Origin of the sequence: Luteolibacter sp. Populi (assembly GCF_040801775.1) — a bacterium.
Taxonomy (GTDB): domain Bacteria; phylum Verrucomicrobiota; class Verrucomicrobiia; order Verrucomicrobiales; family Akkermansiaceae; genus Haloferula.
The window spans coordinates 5037287-5055974 of record NZ_CP161812.1 but is presented as its reverse complement, the minus strand read 5'-3'; the positions used below and the strand labels follow the sequence as shown (position 1 = coordinate 5055974).

8 protein-coding genes are annotated in these 18688 nt (G+C 62.8%); all 8 read right to left on the bottom strand.

Going from position 1 to position 18688, the window contains the following annotated elements:
• Positions 1-74: 74 nt before the first annotated feature.
• On the bottom strand, positions 75-3413 hold the full coding sequence (locus ABWK72_RS20465) for an Ig-like domain-containing protein (protein WP_367871437.1): 3339 nt from the start codon (positions 3411-3413) through the stop codon (positions 75-77).
• A 232-nt stretch (positions 3414-3645) separates the two neighbouring features.
• Positions 3646-6027, bottom strand: coding sequence for a hypothetical protein (locus ABWK72_RS20460; protein ID WP_367871436.1), 2382 nt, complete (start codon positions 6025-6027; stop codon positions 3646-3648).
• 283 nt (positions 6028-6310) lie between these two features.
• Entirely contained in the window at positions 6311-7750 is a 1440-nt protein-coding gene (locus tag ABWK72_RS20455; RefSeq protein WP_367871435.1) for a DUF1501 domain-containing protein, read from the bottom strand.
• Positions 7751-7755: 5 nt separating this feature from the next.
• The gene (locus ABWK72_RS20450; RefSeq protein ID WP_367871434.1) at positions 7756-10206 is read right to left on the bottom strand and encodes a DUF1549 domain-containing protein; all 2451 of its coding nucleotides are present in this window, start codon (positions 10204-10206) and stop codon (positions 7756-7758) included.
• A gap of 9 nt (positions 10207-10215) precedes the next feature.
• Positions 10216-13824: a family 16 glycoside hydrolase gene (locus ABWK72_RS20445; protein ID WP_367871433.1), complete on the bottom strand. Its 3609-nt coding sequence runs from the start codon at positions 13822-13824 to the stop codon at positions 10216-10218.
• A 23-nt stretch (positions 13825-13847) separates the two neighbouring features.
• Positions 13848-14543 (bottom strand): hypothetical protein, encoded by a 696-nt coding sequence (locus tag ABWK72_RS20440; RefSeq protein ID WP_367871432.1) that lies wholly within the window; start codon positions 14541-14543, stop codon positions 13848-13850.
• A 12-nt stretch (positions 14544-14555) separates the two neighbouring features.
• Positions 14556-18008 carry a hypothetical protein gene (locus ABWK72_RS20435; protein ID WP_367871431.1) on the bottom strand — a complete coding sequence of 1151 codons (3453 nt, stop codon included), beginning with the start codon at positions 18006-18008 and terminating at the stop codon, positions 14556-14558.
• Between the two features lie 101 nt (positions 18009-18109).
• Positions 18110-18544, bottom strand: a complete 435-nt coding sequence (locus ABWK72_RS20430; protein ID WP_367871430.1) for a helix-turn-helix domain-containing protein — start codon at positions 18542-18544, stop codon at positions 18110-18112.
• Between the last annotated feature and the right edge of the window lie 144 nt (positions 18545-18688).

Genomic DNA, 18688 nt, shown 5'->3' with positions numbered 1-18688 from the left:
GCGAACGCCCTTGCGGTCGCTCGCGGAGCCGTGATTTGGCAGGTCCGGAAGTTGGAACTTAGGGCAGTTGGAACTTAGGGCACAACGTACGAGATCCGGTAGAAGGCCTTTCCGGCAGGCGGATCCGGATCGGTGAGTGCCACCGCACCGGTCACCGCGGCCGCGGTGTCCGTATCGACGTCCGTCCAGTCATTGCCCAAGGTCAGCGAACGCTGCAGCGTGTAGCTGCTGCCGGGGGAGCCGGTGAAGCTCGTGACCACATCGCCGCCGACGAACGCCAGCGTGAGGTTCACTGGGACGGCGGCCGCCGCATTTCCCACCGTGATGGAAACGGTACCCGGTGCCGAGATCCCGCCCCAGAGGCCGTCGTTCACCGTGTAGGTGAAAGTATCGACCCCTTCAAAGCCGTCCGGCGGGGTGTAGGTGAGTTCGTCCTCAAACTGAGTGACCGTGCCACCCTCGGCTGTCTCCGCCATGAAGCCGTTGAAGAACACGGGATCGTTGTCCGGATCGGTGTCGTCGTCGATCAGGTCGAGGGAGGGCGCAATTCCCCGCGGCGTATCCTTGGGCGTTGCCAGCAGATCGGGAACCACCACCGGAATCGCGTTGCCTACCGTCACCACGGCGATGTCGCTATCCACGCTCGTGCCCGACGTCACGCGGACCTTGAAGCTGCCACCGGCGGTAAGGTCCTCAATCGGAACCGAGAGGTAAGGCAGGGTCTCATCCGGAATCGGATCGGTTCCCTTATACCACTGATAGGTGATCGGTGAGGAAGCGCTGACCCCCACGCCCAGGACCACTGGAAGGCGGTGGGTGGCGGTGATGGATGCCGGTTGGACCGCGATGTGCGGTGGCGTGTTCGGGGGCAGATTCCCGGTGGCGGTGAAGCCATCGAGCCTCAGGCCGGTGAAGCCGTTCGTAGCGTTGTTCACCACGAAGTCGAAGGTGTTGACCCCGCCGGTCAGCAGACCCGGGAACGCGCCATTGTTGATGGCGAAGGGAACGTAGGCCGCGAAGGTGTTGCCGACCGTATTCGCGAAGCCCACCGGCGTCCCGTTGACCCGGATTTCCGTGCCGATGTTGTCCGACGACCACCTGCCGGTGACCTTCACCGTGCTCAGGTCGAAGTTGGTCAGATCCAGCGTGGTCCGGTAGACGTAGGTGCCGGCCACTTCGGTATCGAGCGCAGGAGCACCCGCCGCCAGGGCCGTGTCGACCCGGGGTCCGATCCACTTGGAGGTGGTGCTATTGGCAATCCACGCCGTCGGAACGTTCGACTGCACGTAGGCCGTCTCGGACTCGGGGTTGTCAGGATTGGAGATGATCTTGAAGGTCGGATCGATCTGGCCCGCGGCAAGCGGCTGGCCGTCGTAGCCCATCCCCGTGCTGAGGTCATTCGGCACATTGTCGGTCAGGGTCAGAATGGCGGGGTCGCTGGTTACCGAGCCGAAATCGTTGGTGATTACCAGGGTGTAGCTACCCACGTGCCCCGGGCCGAAATCTTCGAGCGTCAGCACCGGACTGTTGCCACCGGGGACGTCGTTGACCCCCTTCTTCCACTGATATGTCATCCCGGCACTGCCGATCGCCTCGGAGTGCAGGGCGAAGGTGGCACCGACAGCAACCTCTCCACCCGTCGGGTGCAGCGTCATCTCCGGTCCCTTGTTCACGAAGGCATCCGCCTCGCGGTTGCTCATCCCGTAGTTGTGAATCGACTTCACACCATCGCGACCGAACAGGGAGAAGTTCGCAACGCCGGTGGCGGGAGCGGTGTAGGTGTATTCGAAGCGGATGCCGCCGTTGTCGCCGAACTCCGTTTGATTGTGAGTCTCCCTCCCGCTTCCAGGCCCCGTGAGGACCGCTTCGCGGAGGCCGTCGCTCCATCCGACCGAGTAGAGAGTGAAAACATAGCTCTGCCCGGGTGTCAGCCCGCTCAAATTATAGTTCGTGGGGAAACCGCCGTAGACGAAATCGCGCGCCAAGGGCGTGGAATAGCCCGTCACCTCGTTGTCATCACCGAGATAGGTGTTGGGAAGCCCTGATGTGGTCAAGCCGCTCCCTCCCGGATTCGCTCCGGCCACGCCGGTGAAGTTCACGCCGTTCACGTTGAAATTCGTGGCGGCCCCGAACTTGAAGGCGTGGGTGTACAGATGGTTCGGACTGAGCCCGGAGCTCTCGTCCTCATTCCAACTTGCCGTCACCCACTGGTTCGCAGGGGTCGAGGCGATCGCCTCGCGGTTGCTGAAGCCGGCGGTGTGGAAGGTTCCTGCCGAAGGGGACAGGGGCGGATACGAGATCGTCACCGGGGTACCGGTCGCATCCGTAGTGTAGCGGTATTCGACGATCAACCCGTTGCCCCTGCCGAATTGATTCAGGTTCACCGTGTGATGCTCACCTCCCAGGCTGCTGCTGAAGGTCGCGGCCCGGTGGTAGGGAGTAGGGGTCTGAGCGTCCCAACCGATCCCGTAGATGCTGGCCACATACTGGGTATTCGGCTTCAGGTTTTGGACCGTGATCGACGGGCTGCCATCATAGAAAAAAGGAGTGGCCAGCAATTTGCTGGTACCCGTTACCAGGTTATCCGCGGCACCCGGGCCGAGATGAACTTTAGTAAAGCCGGTCAAGAAGAATCCCGGCTGCCCCAAGCCGGTTCCCACGAAGGGCACGTTGTTGATGTTCAAATATCCGCCATTGAAGTTGTAAGCATGGGTGTAGGGGTAGGCCGCATCGAAGAACTCGGGCTGATCCCCGGTCCACGCCTTGGTCGCCCATGCCCCGGTCGAGGCCGCGATCTTGAAGTCGTCTACCACCACCGTGTGGTCCGCGAGTTTGGCATTCGTCAGCGTCATCACGTGACTGCTCGCCGTGGCGGTGAAGTCATAGCCCAGGAAGCGGTAGGGCAGCTTCGGCAGGGCATTGGTCGGCTGGACCCGCTGGACCTGGGCGGACACGGACAAGCCCGTCCCATTGGTGGAGAAATTGAGAAAGGGAGCGTTCCCGGGATAGCTGTTGCCCGCGGGATTGTCCGCCACGGGCGAGTTGCTGCGGGTGGTGGCCCGGAAGCCCACGTGGTAGGTGGTGCCGGGGGTCAAGCCGGTGATCGTGGTGCTGAGTGTGGACGGGCCGGTGCTAGCACCTTGGATAAAGGCGACCTTGGCCCCCTCCGGAATCAAACCGTTGTCGGCGAAGGGCGATGAAGACGAAGGATTCAATCCGACCCTGTTGGTCGGACTGCCAGTCCAACCAGTGATCGGAGTGTTCGCCGAAATGTAGCCCACTCCATTCGGAAAGGTATCGGTCTCGAAGCTCGGATTCGGGATTGATTGCGCGAGGGCCGGAAAGGAGGACAGGAGCAGCGAGGCAAGGAGATACCTTGGCAGGGCCCCCGTGGAAGTCGGGATAGGTTTCATAGGCTTGGGTTTGGTTTTGGGAGAATCGTGCAGGCCGGGTCCGGAACTTTTTCACCCCCGGTCGGCGATAGGGTTGGAATCGATTTCCATCCATGGGTTTCCTCGAAGCGGGAGGGCTTGGCCATGGAATTGCATTCCAATTCGATGCCAATTTCCACGAACCGCTATTGGAGGAAAGGCCCCGCGACATGGGAGTCGCGGAGCCTTGGAACTCATCGGATTGCAGGAAGCATCATTCTTCGATCCGATAGAAACCTTTGGACTCCGCGGCCGCGGCCGCTGGCACTGTGACCTGACCCGCTCCGGAGGCGTTGGTCGTCACCATCAGCGGCGGGACCAGCGACGCAAACGCCGTGGCGAGGTCGCCCGACTTGGTCACCTCATACTCGGTATTCGGAGCACCGGTGAAGTCGATGACCACCTCATTACCGACATTGCGGACGACGGAGGTCACCGCAAAAACCACGGGAATTCCGGACGGCCCTTCATTGGTCAGACCATACAAGTGGAAGGCACCGCTGGCGACAGAAGCGCTGATATGGGGACCGGCTTGGATGACGAGCTTGGTGTCCTGCGCCACGTAGTTGTAGCGGAGGTAGTACGCCGAATTGTCATTCCCATTCTGGAGGACGATTCCCGGGCGGTCTTCAAGCAAGCCGCCAAACGGAATATCGGTCGTTTCACCGTTGATGAATGCAAGATCATTCGGACGTCCGCTGCCCTCCGTATCCCATTTGCGGATGAAGAACTTCAGCTCGTAGGGCTCGCCGACCACCAAGCCGTTCAAGGTGTAGGTCTGGATCAGGCCGGCATCGCCATTCGCGCCGAAGGCGAAGCTGCCGAGCATCTGAAGCAAGCCCTCTCCGGTCACGTTGCCGAGCGCCGGGTCCCAGTCTCCGTTGTTGCCCGCGATACTCCCTTTGTTTCCTTGGCCCACGGTCCAAGTGAAATTCGGAGGAATGTTCGCCGGGGTGTTATCCAGCACCGACAAGGTTACCCCGTTGATCTCCGCGGCACCGCCGCCGCTGATGGCGTGGGTGTAATTCTTGGTGCTATCGATACCGCTGCTGGCGTCATCGGTGAGTTCCACGAGCGCGAACGCCGCAGGCAGGGCCGGTCGCGATGTGGGACTGACGGGGTTGGTCCCCTTCTCCACCTCGTAGCCGTCCCGGGCGCCGTCCGTATCCGAATCCGGTTCCACCGGATTCGAGCCGGTTTCGGTCGGGCTGATGTAGGTGTTGAGGCTGGTCTCGACCAGGTCGCTCAAGCCATCCTTGTCCGTATCCGCAAGCGTGGGGTTGGTCGGACCGCGGAATTCAGCGCCGGCGAGTTCATCGGCATCGTTCAGGGTGTCACCATCGGTATCCGCGAGCACGGGGCTGATGTCAGGGTAGGGCCCTTTGCTGTAGTTATACTCTTCCAGATCCAGAACCCCGTCGTTGTCGAAATCGCCGCTGCCTGCCCCGCTGCCGGTGCCGTCTCCCAAACCGTTGAGGTCGGTGAGGTTTTCGACAAAGTTCAACTCCCAGTCGTCGAGCAGCCCGTCCAAGTCATCGTCATTGAATAAGGTGAGTGTGAGTGACTTGGTTTGCGTGCCGCCGCTGACGGTGCCGGTAGCTTGCACGCGGATGCTGTAGGGCGCGCCGTTGGGGTCGTTGATGAAATCGCTATTGGGTTCGATCCGGCTGCCATTGATCTTGAACCTCGCATTGTCGATATCACCGTCCCCGGCGACCAAGGCGAAGGTCGAGGCTTCCGGACCATTCCCGAACGTGGACCCGACCAAATTCGCGACCAAGCCATTCGGCGCCAGCCCCGAACTGAAAACGGTCTGGTCCGTCGTCACGTCGAAAATTGCCGGTATGGTGGAAACGGAATAGTTGTCGATCAGATGCCCGCCCTCGTTGGCACCCAGCTCCATATGGAGTGTACCGTCGTTATTGTCCCAAAAGAAGGTTTCGTAGGGAACAGCGACACCGCCGACGGTGCTGCCCGTCAACACGACGTCATTCACGGAAATTCTGACCTTAACAGTCGTGCCGTTCGCAAAGCTGGGGAAGCCGTAGTCGATGACGACATGGCGATTGGTTGCCACCGGGGTAAAGCTGCCGGCAGCGAGCCGGTTCGTGCCGTTATCCCAACGCTCCGTCCCGCCGTTGTTGCGGAACAGGAATCCGTAGTCGGTCTGCACATCGACCACCCGGGTCCCAGGCTCGCCGGCACCGCTTCCCTGAAAGCCGGTATCGAAGGAAATCCAGTTGGTGGTAGTGGTATTAAGCGGGATCCAATCGAAGCTGACCCGAATCCCGCCGGCGGCGAGGATGGCCGGCCCCGAGCTTGCTGAGGCCCAATTGTACCAACCCGCGGCGTTCTCGAAACGGGTCCGGCCCGGGGCTCCGAATTTAAACTGATTTGCCGTGATATTATGCTGGAACTGGGCCGAGCGCAGGAAGACGTCCGCGGCCAAGGTACCGCTGCGGCGACCGGTCTGGGAGGACGTGTCGAAGTTTGGAGCATCCCCTATATCAAAGTTGTCGGAAAACAGCAGCGTCTCGGCAGACACCACCGGCACCGCGAAGGCCACCGCGAGGAGGGTTGGTAAATAGGATTTCATGGGTTGTTTTCAGTTAACGCGCACCGGAGCCACAGCGGGGTTTGGGTTTCCGCCGGGGGGTTCAAGAGTTCCTCCAATCACGGCGCATGCCGCAGGACCGAAGGGAAATCTATCAGGTAGCTTGTGACAAATTAGGCACGGCTTTGGCGTAAGCGGATCAAATTGGATTCTAAGTCCGTGCCAAAAATCGGCCCCAAGCAAAACCCGCCGGTATTTTGCGGGAGTATTCCGCACTCATTCAATCCGGGCCCGTAGTAGCCGAGCTGTCCCGACCCGGCGCTCTTCAAGCCACCACCTTCTCAACCGCTTTGCCCTTGCCGTCCTCGGTGGCGTAGAAGGGCCGCTTTTCCACGTCGTAGACGCTCTTCGGGCTAATGCCCATGGCGGTGAAAATCGTCGCGTGCAAATCGGAAATGCTCACCGGATCCTTGACCGCCACCAGCGGCCGTTCATCTGCGGTGGCACCGTGCACGTAGCCCTTCTTCATCCCGCCGCCGAACATCACCACCGATGACCCACCGGTGAAATGCCGGTGCAGGCCGTAGTGGGTCATGTTCTCCAGCGTATCGGACTTCACTCGCGCCTGGTCCTTCGCCACCGACCCGGGCACGCCCTCGATCATCATGTCCCGGCTGAATTCGCTGGCGATGATGACCAGGGTGCGGTCGAGCATCCGGCGCTCTTCGAGGTCCCGGATCAGCCGCGCGATCGGGCGGTCGATCTCCTCCTTGAGCTTCACCACCGTTTCGTGACCGTTCTCGTGGGTATCCCAGTGGATGAAAGGAATGTATTCGGTCGTCACCTCGATGAAGCGCGCCCCGGACTCCGCGAGCCGCCGCGCCAGCAGACAACCGCGGCCGAAGCGCCCCTTGCCATAGGCATCCAGCACCTCCTTCGACTCGCGCGTCAGGTCGAAGGCTTCCTTCTCCTTGGAGCCTAACAGGCGGTGCGCGTTCTCCAGCGAGCGCAGCATCGACTCCTGCTGGTAGTCGCTCATGAAGTCGCGGTCCGGCTGGCTATCCACCAGCTTGCGGTAGAGCTTGTAACGATTGGTAAAGCGGCCGGCGTCCATGCCCTCCGGCGGTCGCACCGAGCGCGCCGCTTCATCCGGATAGGGCAGATTGAATGGCCCGAACTCCGAGCCGAAAAAGCCGGCCGTGGTGAAGGCCTTCAATTCCTCGCTCTCGCCGATCCCTTCGAGACGCTGCCCGATATTGATGAAGGCCGGCATCACCGGATTCCGCGGACCGAGGACGCGGGCCATCCACGCACCGATGTGCGGTGCCGCCACGGTCTGCGGCGGCACGTAGCCGGTATGCCAGTGATATTGATGCCGAGAGTGCAGGATGCTGCCGAGGTCCGGCTGGACGTGCGAGCGGATCAGGGTCGCCCGATCCATCAGCTTGGCGATCTCTTCCAGCCCTTGGCTGATCTTGACCCCATCCAACGTCGTATTAATCGCCGGGAAGGTGCTCAGGATCTTGTCCACCGGCGCGCCCTTCGAGAAGGGCAGGTAAGCCTTGGGATCGAAGGTCTCCGGCGCGGCCATCCCGCCCGCCATCCACAGCAGGATGCAGCAGTCCGCCTTCGCCTTCGGATGCAACACTTCCTCCGAACCGAAAGCCCGCGGCGCGCCGGACATCGCCGCGGCGAGACTCGAAGCGGAGAGCGCCTTGAGGAAGGCACGCCGTGTCGGCACCGCGGTTTGAAAAGGATCGTTCATGGCAATCAGCGGACGAATTGAAATTCCGGTAAAACCAGCACCAGCCACAGCAGGTCCTCCACCGATTGGCGCGAGGGACGGGCTCCCATCTGCTGCACCAGCACACCCTTCTCCGCGACCGAGGGCCGGCGTCCCAAGGCGCGCAGGAAGACCGTCTCGACCAGCTTGTCGGCGGGCATCGACTCCTTGCCCAAGCCTTCCGCCCCGTGCTGGAGCAGGCCCGCCAAGATTTCGCCATTCGCCAGGTCGATGGCTTCCAGGGTCGTGATGTTGTCAGGCCGCATGCTGACGATCTGCTCGCGGTTCGGTCGACCGAGCGCCCGCATCAGCAGATCGCAATTCACCAGTGAGGCGCGCACCATCGGCTTCTCGCCGGCAGGTGCCAGCCCGTCCGCCAAGCCCTCGACAAAGCGGTCCCAGACTCCGGGCGAAGCCAGCTCGGCAGCAGGCTTCCAATCACGCGGCGGCCTCACGAAACGACCGCGGGAATCCGGCAAGGACACGCTGGTCTTCCAGGAATCCCCGCTCGCGATCACGATCTTCCTGCCATCCGCCATCCGGGCATGCGCTTCGAAAATCACCCCGGCGGGATTCGGCGCCGTGCCACCGTTGCGGGCGACCACCATCAGCGTGTTCCGCCCCGCGCGGAAATGGCCCAGCTCCACCTGCCGCTTCTGCGGCCCGGAAGGCGAACCCTTCTCGCTGGCGACATTCACGCCGTTGACGTAGACCTCCGCCTCGTTGTCGGCGATGAAGACGGCGGGCACCGCCACCGGCGCAGCCGGCAGCTCGACCTCGGTGGCCAGCACCAGGGTCTCGCCCACGGGTGCCGATGCCGAAGCGCCGGCATCCGACCAAATCCACTTGGCGGTCAAAGCCACCGGGCTACCGGCTTTCGTGCGCGGCACTCCAGGTGCGGCCTTCTCGGGCGCGGTGCCGGTTAAACTCCACACCGCATCCACGAATTGCTCGGCGCTCATCCGCTTCTGCAAGGGCCCGCGGAAAACCTTCGGATCCTTCCCCTGCTCGACCGCCACGCACTGCGATTGGTAAGCCTCCGAGGAGACGATCACCGCCAGCGCCTTCTTCAAATCGTAGCCATCGTCGGTGAAGCGCACCGCCAGGTAGTCGAGCAGATCCTCGCTCCACGGGGCCGTGTCCATGGCATCCACCGGATGGACAATGCCGCGGCCCATCAGCCGGTGCCAGAGACGGTTGACGATCGTGCGGGTGAAGCGGCCGTTGTCCGGATGCGTCATCAGCCCGGCAAGCTGCTTCAGGCGCTCCGGCTGCGGCGCGGTGGCATCGACCTCGCCGAGCTCGGGAAAGATCCAGCCGGCCTTGGCCATCTTGCCGGTTGGCTTGTCGCAGCGCGCGATCTCCAGCGGTGCGTTGGCATAGATCGCCGCCAAGCCGTATGCCTGATCGAGCTTCCAACGGTCCACGAAGCTGTCGTGGCAGGAAGCGCATTTCATGTTCAGCCCCAGGAAAGTCTGGGAGATCGATTGCGCGAACTGCACCTCCCGCACCTGGCTGGCATTCACGCTGCCGCGCCATTGGATGCCATCGATGAAGCCGCGCGATTCATCGTTCGGCGGAGCCAGCAGCTCGCGGGCGAACGTGTCATAAGGCTTGTTGGAAACCAGCGATTGATAAAGCCACTTGGTCACCGGCTTCCGCCCGCCATCGATGTAGCCGGTCCCCTGATAGTCGTTCCGCAGAAGATCGTTCCAGAAGCTCAGCCAGTGTTCGGCATAGTCCGTATCGCGCGCCAGGATCGCGGTGACCAGGCGCTCGCGCTTGTCCGCGCCGGTGTCAGCCACGAAGGCCTGCACCTCCTCGGGCGAAGGCATCAACCCCACCAGATCGAGCGAAAGCCGGCGGATGAAGGCCGCATCCTCAAGCGGCTGCGGGCGCGCGATCTTGTTCTCCTTGAAGTAGGCATCGACCAGCCGGTCCACCGGATGTTCACGGCCGTCCGCCACCGGCGGCATCTCCGGCCGGCGCGGCTTCAAGGGAGGTTCGTAGGCATCCTTGCCAAAGGTAAAGCCGGGCTCCCAGGTCACACCCTCGTTGATCCAATCCCGCAGCAGGGCAAGCTGCTCGGCCGGAACCCGGGCACCCTTCGGCGGCATCCGGTCGCTCTTGTCGTCCGAATGCAGCACCTCCAGGAACAGGCTGTCGTCCGCCTTCCCCGCTTCCAGCACGGCCCCGTTCTCCGAGCCCTCTAACAGACTCTCCCGGGTGTTCATCGAGAAGCCACCCTTCTTCGCGTCGCCCGTGTGGCATTTGCCACAGTGCTCGCGAATCAGGGGCACCACCTGATGGGCGAAGTCCACCGCTCCGGCACCTGCCGCGGAAGCGAAGAACGCCGCCAAACAGGCAATGACAGGACCCCTTCCCCCGGCACTCAGCGGGGCTCGGATCGCGTCTGAAAACAGGACGGTAGTCTTCATTCCTTCACCTCACTTTCCCAAGAGATAAGCCAGCAGATCCTTCAATTCGTCGGGATTCAGCCGGTTCACCAAGGCCGCCGGCATCGGCGAAATCGGCGAGGGCTTGATCTCCTTGATTTCGTTGCGCTCGATTTCCATCGTCGCACTGAAGTCGAAAGGGCTGGTCGCGACGATCCAGTGCTCGTCCTTCTCCTCGATCAACTTGCCGACGATCTGCGAGCCGTCGCGCTTGGTAATCGTATCGAACGCGTACTGATCCGAAACGACCTTGCTTGGCTCGAGAATCGCCTCCGCGAGATCCTTGACACTGAAACGCCCGCCGACCGCGGAGAGGTCAGGCCCGGCCGAGCCGCCCTCGCCGCCGAAGCGGTGGCAGGCCGCACAAAGCGAAGCCTGATACATCTTCTTGCCGTTCTCCTTGTCGCGGCCGCTCAAGCCTTCGTTGGCCAGCCTCTCGATCTCCGCGGTCGACCATTCGCGACCCGGACCGGTGACACGGGGCAGATCGGCCAGCGGATGAGGAATCACGGTGGGAGCAAGCTTCTCGATCCACTCGCGCTCTTCCGTGGTGCAGGTGGCCAGGGTCTGGTTGCGCAGATCCTTGATGAACCCCGCGTAGCTTTCGCCACCGCTCTTCTTCAGGAGGCGGTCGAACCAAGCGAAGAAGCGCTTCCGCTCGTCCACCGACCACGGCCCCTTCACCACCCGCAGGCAGTAGATGTAGTGGATGATCTGTGCCGGCGGCAAGTTCTCCACCATCCGCGAGACCGTCGCGCCATAGTTGGCATTGCGCTTGGCGACATCCAGCCAATCCGGTGCCAGCGCCGGGCCGGTCGTATCCATCAGGGACAGGGTGCGGCCGACAATGCCGGGTGCCTGGAGATAGGACAGCACGCGGCACAATTCGCGATCGAGGTCGGCGTCGTCCGCGGGGAAGGCGGCATTGATCTTCGCCAGCACCGCGGCGCGCTCGGTATCGGAAGGCTCGCCATGGCGCGCGAAGACCAGTCCGGTGGCGCGCAGCCAGTTGATCCGCTGCTGCTTGTCCAGCTTGGTCCAATCGAGGCCGTTCAGGGCTTCGAGCGCCGGCTTGCGCTGCGACGCGCTGCCGGTGCGCGCCAGCGCCATCGCGCCGCTGATCGCCCGCCACGGATCGCTTTCCCGCGCCAGTTCCTTGGCAATCGCCGCGGGCCCCGCGGTCTCGACCGCGAGCCGCGATTCATAGCGCGTCAAGCGGTCGGGCGAGCCCATGCCCTCCCACGAACCGGCCAGGCTCTCAAGCTCCAGCGGCTTCGCTTCGTAAGCCACCGGCTTCACCGCCTCGCCCCCGTCGTAAGTCACGCGCCACAGCGCGGAGGCGGTCCGGCGCCCGCCGGTCAGGAAATACATCGAGCCATCCTTGCCGATCACGGCATCGGTCACCGGCAATCCGCTGCCCGCGATGAAGTCTTCCCGCTCGGCCTTGTAGCCGCGGCCTTCCGGGGTCAGGTGGATCGCGTGGATCGTCGCGTAGGTCCAGTCCAGCGCGTAAATCGCACGCTGATATTTCTCCGGGAACTTCGCGCCGCGGCCGGACAGCACCCCGGTCGGCGAACCCGGACCCATGTCGAGCTGGCTATACATACTATCCTCATAGTATTGCGGCCACGGACCGGAACCGTTCCGCCAGCCGAATTCAGCCCCCGGCACCACGTGGTTGATCCGCGTGGGGCGATACCAAGGCATCCCGAGATCCCACTCCATGTCGGAATCGTAGGCGAAGAGATCGCCCTTCCAGTTGAAGGCCATGTCGTAGGAATTGCGGAAACCCATCGCGAAGAGCTGCCACTTCGAATCCGCCAGATTCATGCGGGCGATCCAGCCGCCCGGTGCCATCCGGTCATGGGCGTGGCCCTTCGCATCGGGCCGGCGCGGCAGCAGTTGGTCCTCCTGCCAGACCTTCGGCGGAAGCGAGGACTTCATCTCCGGCAGGTTCGTGAAATTCCCGGCCACGAAGTAGAGGAACTTGCCATCGGGCGAAGCCGCCAAGCCGTGCGGACCGTGCTCGCCGCGACCATCGACTTCCAAGAGCAGTTCCGGCTTGTCCGGTTCGCCATCGCGGTCGCTGTCGGTCACCCGATACACCCCGGCCTTGTCGCTACCTTCATTGACCGTCACATAGAGCGCTCCCGCGTGCCACAGCAGCCCGTGCGCACCGCTCAGCGGAATCGCCGTCGGCGTCACCACCGTCGGCTCGTCCGGCTTCGTCGGCGGCACCACCTTGTAAATCTTCCCATATTGATCGGAGCACAGCAGCTTGCCGGCCCCATCCACCGTCATCGCGACCCAGGAGCCCTGCACTTGCGGCACCTTGTAGAGACGCTCGACGCGGAAGCCGTCCACCACCTCCAGCTCGGCAGTCATATCCTCGGCGGTCATGTTGCTGCTGCCTTCCGGTTCGATGATCTTGCCCCACGGCTCATCGCCCATCGTGGCGATCACCACCGCCGGTTTCCAATCCTTGTGGGTGAAGCGCTCCTCCTGCCAGCCGCGGGAACCCTCGATACCCGCCAGCCAGCTTTCGTCGGAAACCATGAACTTCTTCGTGCCATCCTTGAAAGTCGCGCTGAAGCGCAGGGCCATGGCCGCGGCACCGCCCTGATTGCGCCCTTCCACGGCTATCACGTTGCGGGCGCCCGGCCGGATCAGCTTGCCGACATCATGGCTCCCCGGCACCGCCCAATCGCTTCCCCAAGGCAACTCCTTGCCGTTGACCCAAACGCGCTGCCAGTTGTCGGCCGTCACGGTGATCGAAGCTGCCGTGACGTCTTTCGGAAGATCGAACTCGCGGCGGAAGAACGCCTTCTCGTTGTCGCCCGGCTTGGGATTCTGCCAGATCCATTTCGCCAGCGGCTCGGCGGTCTTCGCGCCCTTGGCAGCGGGCGGCGTCACCTTGCCCGGAGCCACCGCGCGGATCCGCAGATCCTTGAATTCCGCCTTCATCGCAGGCCCGGCGTGAAGCTGCAGCGCCAATACGCCCTTCAAAGCGCGGCGGTCCGCATCCACATCCTTGATCTCCGCGATCTGCTGGCCGTTCACGAAATGCTGAAGGGTATCGCCGCTCGCGATCACCTTGTACTCGTTCCAGTCCTCGAGCTTGGTCGCAGGGCGTTGGAATTGCCCCGTCACCTTCGGCGTCGCACCAAGCTCGACCTGTTGCCCGCTCTCGCAAGCGATGCCGCGGCCGCGCTCCTCATAAAGCATGCCCAGGTACTTCGCATCGGGATGCAAATCCATCTGGTAGCCGCCGACGAGCCAGGCCGCCTTGTCCACGACCTTGCTGCGATACTGCAGGCCGGAATTGTTGCCGCTCACGCGCGCCTTGTATTCCACTTCGAAGTCCGCCGGCTCACCGCCCTCCCAAATCAGGAAGGTATTCGCCGCGACCTTCTTTTTGTCGTCGTCGGTCTCGCCGGTCAAGACCCCCTGCTGCACCTTCCACAGCCGCGGATCGCCGCTCCAGCCGGTGAGGTCCTTGCCATTGAAAAGCGGTTTCCATTCTTGCGCACGGACGCAGGGCAGAACCAGCGGCAGGGCAAGGAAGGCGATACGAAACGAACGCAACAAACGGGATTGCATGAGTGAGAGCAAAACGAAGGCAATCAGGGATTCTTTCCCTCTTCTTTTACCTCGGGATTATCGGGGAAGGCCATCACCCGCGGAATCGGGCTACCGGCTTCCGGCACGATGAAGAGCACGGTACGCGCCGCCGGATCGTGAATCCACTTGGTCTCGAACACCGGATAGAGCGGGGCGGTAGCGGAGGCGCGATAGGACAGGTTCACGTTGTAGTCTCCCCGCGCCGCGGCCGGCGGATCGGAGATCAGCTTCGAGCGGGCCTTCACCACCACCTGCTGCTTGCCCACCTGGCCGCCGATATCCACACCGGTCAGATTGTACCACAGCATCTGCCCCGGCTTGAAGTTCTCCACCGAGGCATCGATCACCTGCATCCGCACCGGCACGGCCTTGTTCGTCGGATCCGCAGTCAGCAGCAGATAGAAGGCCCCGACGTTCTCGGGGACCGCGGCGACCGGTGCCGCCGGATCGACCGGCTGACCCTCAACCGGCGGTGCGAGAAGCATCTTCAGCGAGAGCGCACCCGCGGGCATCTCATACCTCTTTGAAAGGTTCATCCGCGGCTGCTCGATCTCCCGCGCCGCCTTCCCGTCGTAAAGGTAGAGCTTCGAAGGAACGCTCCCGCGCTCGCCCATCACCAGGATCCGGCAGGTCCGGGACTTTTCCTGGGCAAAGGACGAAAAAGGAAGGAAGGCAATTAGAAGTACCAGCAGTCTCATGGGCGGACTATGTCAGATTTCCGAGGGGCTAAGCCAGCGGAAGCTGACAATTGAGAAACGCCGCCCGAAGGCTTTGTTCACATCCTTCGTCGGCGCCGTCGCGAGGTCCGCCGCGTCCGTGCCATCCACGTAGTCGCGCGAGCGCTGCACCACGGCCTCGCACATCGCGCGGCTGATGATCACACCCTTGTCGTCGCGGGCATCACCGTGCGCGCGGATCGTGAAGGTGTCGTCGCGTGCTGAAAGAATCGGCGCCAGCGGCCTCAACACGTCCGCCTGCCGCGTCCAGCCCGGCAAGCCATAGGCGCTCTCGCCCGCCGCTGCCGCAGGGAAGCGGTATTCCGCATCCTGCGGACGGTCGGGATTTGAAACCGCATCCTTGGACAAGCCCTGGATGATCGAGTAGGGGTTGCTCGCGCCCTTCTTCGCCAGTTGGTCGAGCGCGGTCTGCACCGCTCCGGCCAAGGCCAGTTCACCCGACGAAAGCTGGCGGTTGACGAATTCCGAGAGCGACAGGAAAGGCCCGCGCTCGCGGACTTGCTCCACGATCTCCCTCGCGAGTTCTTCGATCAGATCCTCATCCAGCGTCCGGAAGCCCGCAAACTCGGTGGCTTCCGCAAAATTCCCGGAGGACCCGCCTTTTCCCGCCTCCGCGTCACCGGCGATGCTGAAGCGGCTGAATGGATGATCCAACTCTTCGGAGGTATCCACGCTCCACGCGCCACCGGCTTCCTTGATATAGGGCACCTTCTGGTCCCGCGCATGGCCGAGCAGCGCCTGCCACGCGATCACCGAGGTCGAGTTCACGTTGAACATCCCGTCCACCTCGATCCGCGAGGCGACCGATTTCCAGGCATTGGTGCCCTTCACGTAGGTATCGTAAATCTTGGTGGCCTTCGCGGCGTCAGCGCCGGCATCCTCGCGGATCGGGCGGTAAGCGGCGTTGCCCAGCGGCTTCTCGCCCGTCACGAAGGAAGTGAAGGTCTGCTGCAGCGTCTTGCCCGAGGTCCCGTAATTGCTCGGATCGGGGGCAATCGAGGAGAAGAACCAGTCGTCGAACAACACGTGGTTCGCGCAATAGGAGTCGTCGTGCTGGAGATTGACGGCGACCGGGGCGGCGTTCCCGGAATCGACCACCGCATTGGCCGGGATCAGCGGCGTGGCGGCGCTGTTGCCGATCAGGTTGAAGGCGAAGGGCGGCACCGGATTTTCGTAGCGCAGGTCCCAGTTCTGGAGTTCGCCGAGGGACAGGAGCGGGCGGACCGGGATCTCCGCAAGGACGCAGCGCGAGAGCCCGTCGCCCTTCAGGAAGCCGGTGACGATGTAGCCGCGCTGCGAAGAATCTTCGCTATTCGGCAGGTAGCTGTCACCGCCCGCCGTGTGCTCGACGAAGCTGAAGTCGAAAGGCGAATTCACCGGATGCCGGGTGCCGTTGTAGTGACGCTTGATCGTGGTCTCTACCGTGTCCTTGTTGCCCATTGCGGTGTAGTTCACCAGCGGGCTGGATTGCACCAGGCCCTTCGCCGGGATGTGGGTGCGGCTGGCCATCCGCGAGCCGAAGATCGCGGACATGAAGGGCACCGGCGTGGAGGCGGCGCCGGCCAGGGAGGCATCGGCAAGATCCGGCAAATCCTGGTACACCGCCTTCGCCATTTCCGGAGTGTAGGTCATGCGGTAGGCCAGATGGCGCATGTTAGCCGGATTGGAATTCGGCAGCAGCATGTCGAGGAAGATGCCCACCCCCAGAGCCTCGTCGCTATAGGTATTATCAAACTTGGCATCGACGCCGATCATGGTCCCCGAGGACAGCATCATGCGCTGGTCGTTATCCACGTTCGTCATCAGCGGGAAATAGTGCCCGCCCTTCGCCCGGTAGCCGGGCGCAAGTTCCAAAGGGGGTGGAGGTGGCGCGAGGATCGAAGCATCCACCTGGGTGCTGCCGGTAGGGCTGAACACCCGGGTCTCCCCCGGTGCCAGCACATACGGACTTGAGATCTTGTATTGCAGCGAGCCCGCCTTCGACATGCGCCCGTAGTTCGTGGAACCCGAGAGAACGCTGTTGTAGACTCCGCTTTTGACCCCGTTGAAGGAATAGCTCAGCGCCGCAGGCAGAGGCTTCTGAAGCTGGAAGACGGCCGGGGCGGCGTTGATCTCCACGCTATAGGGATTCCACATCGTGAATACCGGCGTCAGCAGCAAGCGCGGCTCGACCAGGTTGCTCGGGGCCATCGGACCGCTCGCGAAGTGGGAGAAGACCCACTGGATCCGCGCCACCACCGGCAGTACCCGCACCTTGTGGATGAAGCTGTAATTGTCCCCGTCGATCGAGGTCGAGACCGGAGCGATCCGGTTCCGGCCGGAAGACGTCGCGGTGATGCGCTTGTAGGCCGTGGCGTAGTCCTTGAGATTCTCCCAGGTACTCACCGCGCCGTGGCGGTAGATTGCCATTTCGCCCCCGCTACCGCGATAGCCCGACCACGGATACAGGATTGAGCGCGAGGCAAAGGCATTCCCGCTGCTCGGCTTGCTCGACATCAGATCCTTGTCCGGCGTCGCGCGGAAGAAAGGCAGGTTCGAACTGGCAAGCTGGTTCCAGTTCTCGGTCATCAGGGAGAGGTCCTTGCGCCAACCGCCGGTGGCGGTATTCGTCAGCAGGCCCTTGGAGACCGCGGACATGTCGTGGAAGAACTCGCTCGAAACTCGCAGCCCGCCTTCCGGCTTGCCGACGAGGTCGCTGAGCTGGTGGCTGATGACCTTCTGTGCCGTCTCTGGCGTCTCAAGCAGATCGTCCATCCGGAACATCGATGGATCGGCTACCGAATGGGACTTCGCCAGGACCGACCAACGGGCCGGCGAGTCGGTCTCGGGCTCATACGGCCGGGGTAAGCGGGCCTTCTGGTTCTCTCCGCTGACCCACCACGCGTAGCCACCGTGCTCGACGCCTTCCTTGATGAGGACAGGCTCCAGGTGGATTTGTAGATTTTGGCGGCCGCCACCATCGCCCACGGTGTGCGGGCCCACCAGCGGCACGCTGCCCGAGCGCTCGCTCGTATCCGGCAGCGTCTTGTTGTCGCCGGAGACCATCCAGCGCAGGAAGCGCTGCTGCTTGCGCGATTCGTAGCTGCCGGGGGAAATCGGCCGGCCCGATGAATCATGGTCCGTGCCCTCCCAGCTCTTCCACACGCCCAGCACCGGCGGATTGTTCTGGTCGAGGATGTCGGCCTTGGCCGTGACCCGAGTATCGAGCCCTGCAAAGTGCTGCAGCTCGCCGATCGCCATCATCAGCGCCAGCCGCGCGTTGGCCCGGGCGCGGGCCGCCGAGTCTCCCTGGCTGCTGGTGCGCAGCGAAATCGTGGACAAGCTGAGCAGGCCGATCGAAAGTATCGTCAGCAGTGCCATCAGCGTCAGGGTGATGATCAGCGCGAAGCCCCGCTTGGCAAGCCGGGCACCGCGCGGAAAACCCAACCGCGCGGTGCCCTCTCCTTGCCCCGACCCAGGGCACGGAAAACGATGCTGACCTGGAAATACTCGAAAATTCTTCATTGGGTTTAGACGGACAAAACGATTCAGGCGTTACGGGCGCAGGTGCCGTGGAAGGACTCTTTCCACTGGCCGGGAGTGATCCCGAAATGTTCTTTGAAAAGGCGGCAGAGGTTCTTGGCGTTGCGCAGCCCGGTCTCCATCGCCACTGGCTCCAGCTTGATGTCGTCCTCGCGCAGCATGTCGGCCGCAGCCTCGATCCGGCGGTTCAGGAGATCGCGGCCGACCGTGTTACCCGTCACCGCGCGGTAGCCCCGGTGCAGCGAGCGCACCGACATCCCGCATTCCCGCGCCAGGGTGGACACGTTGAGCGGTCGCGAATACTCCTCGCGGATCGTCCGGATCACCTTGGTGATCCCGGGAAAATCAGCTTCGTCGGCAACCGCCGGGAATGACTCGTGTTCGAGGGAATCCGGCAGCGATAAGTCTCCTGCGCAAGCATCGTAAGACTGGAGTTTCATGGGTTTTCCCCCCGGTACTATCCGGCGGATACTGAACTCTTATCCGAACCCCGGCAGAATGGATACCTAGGCGTATCCATAGGAAACGATTAAAGAGCTAACGGTCAACAGATTGCATCGATGTGAATCTTGGAAGATTTCCGA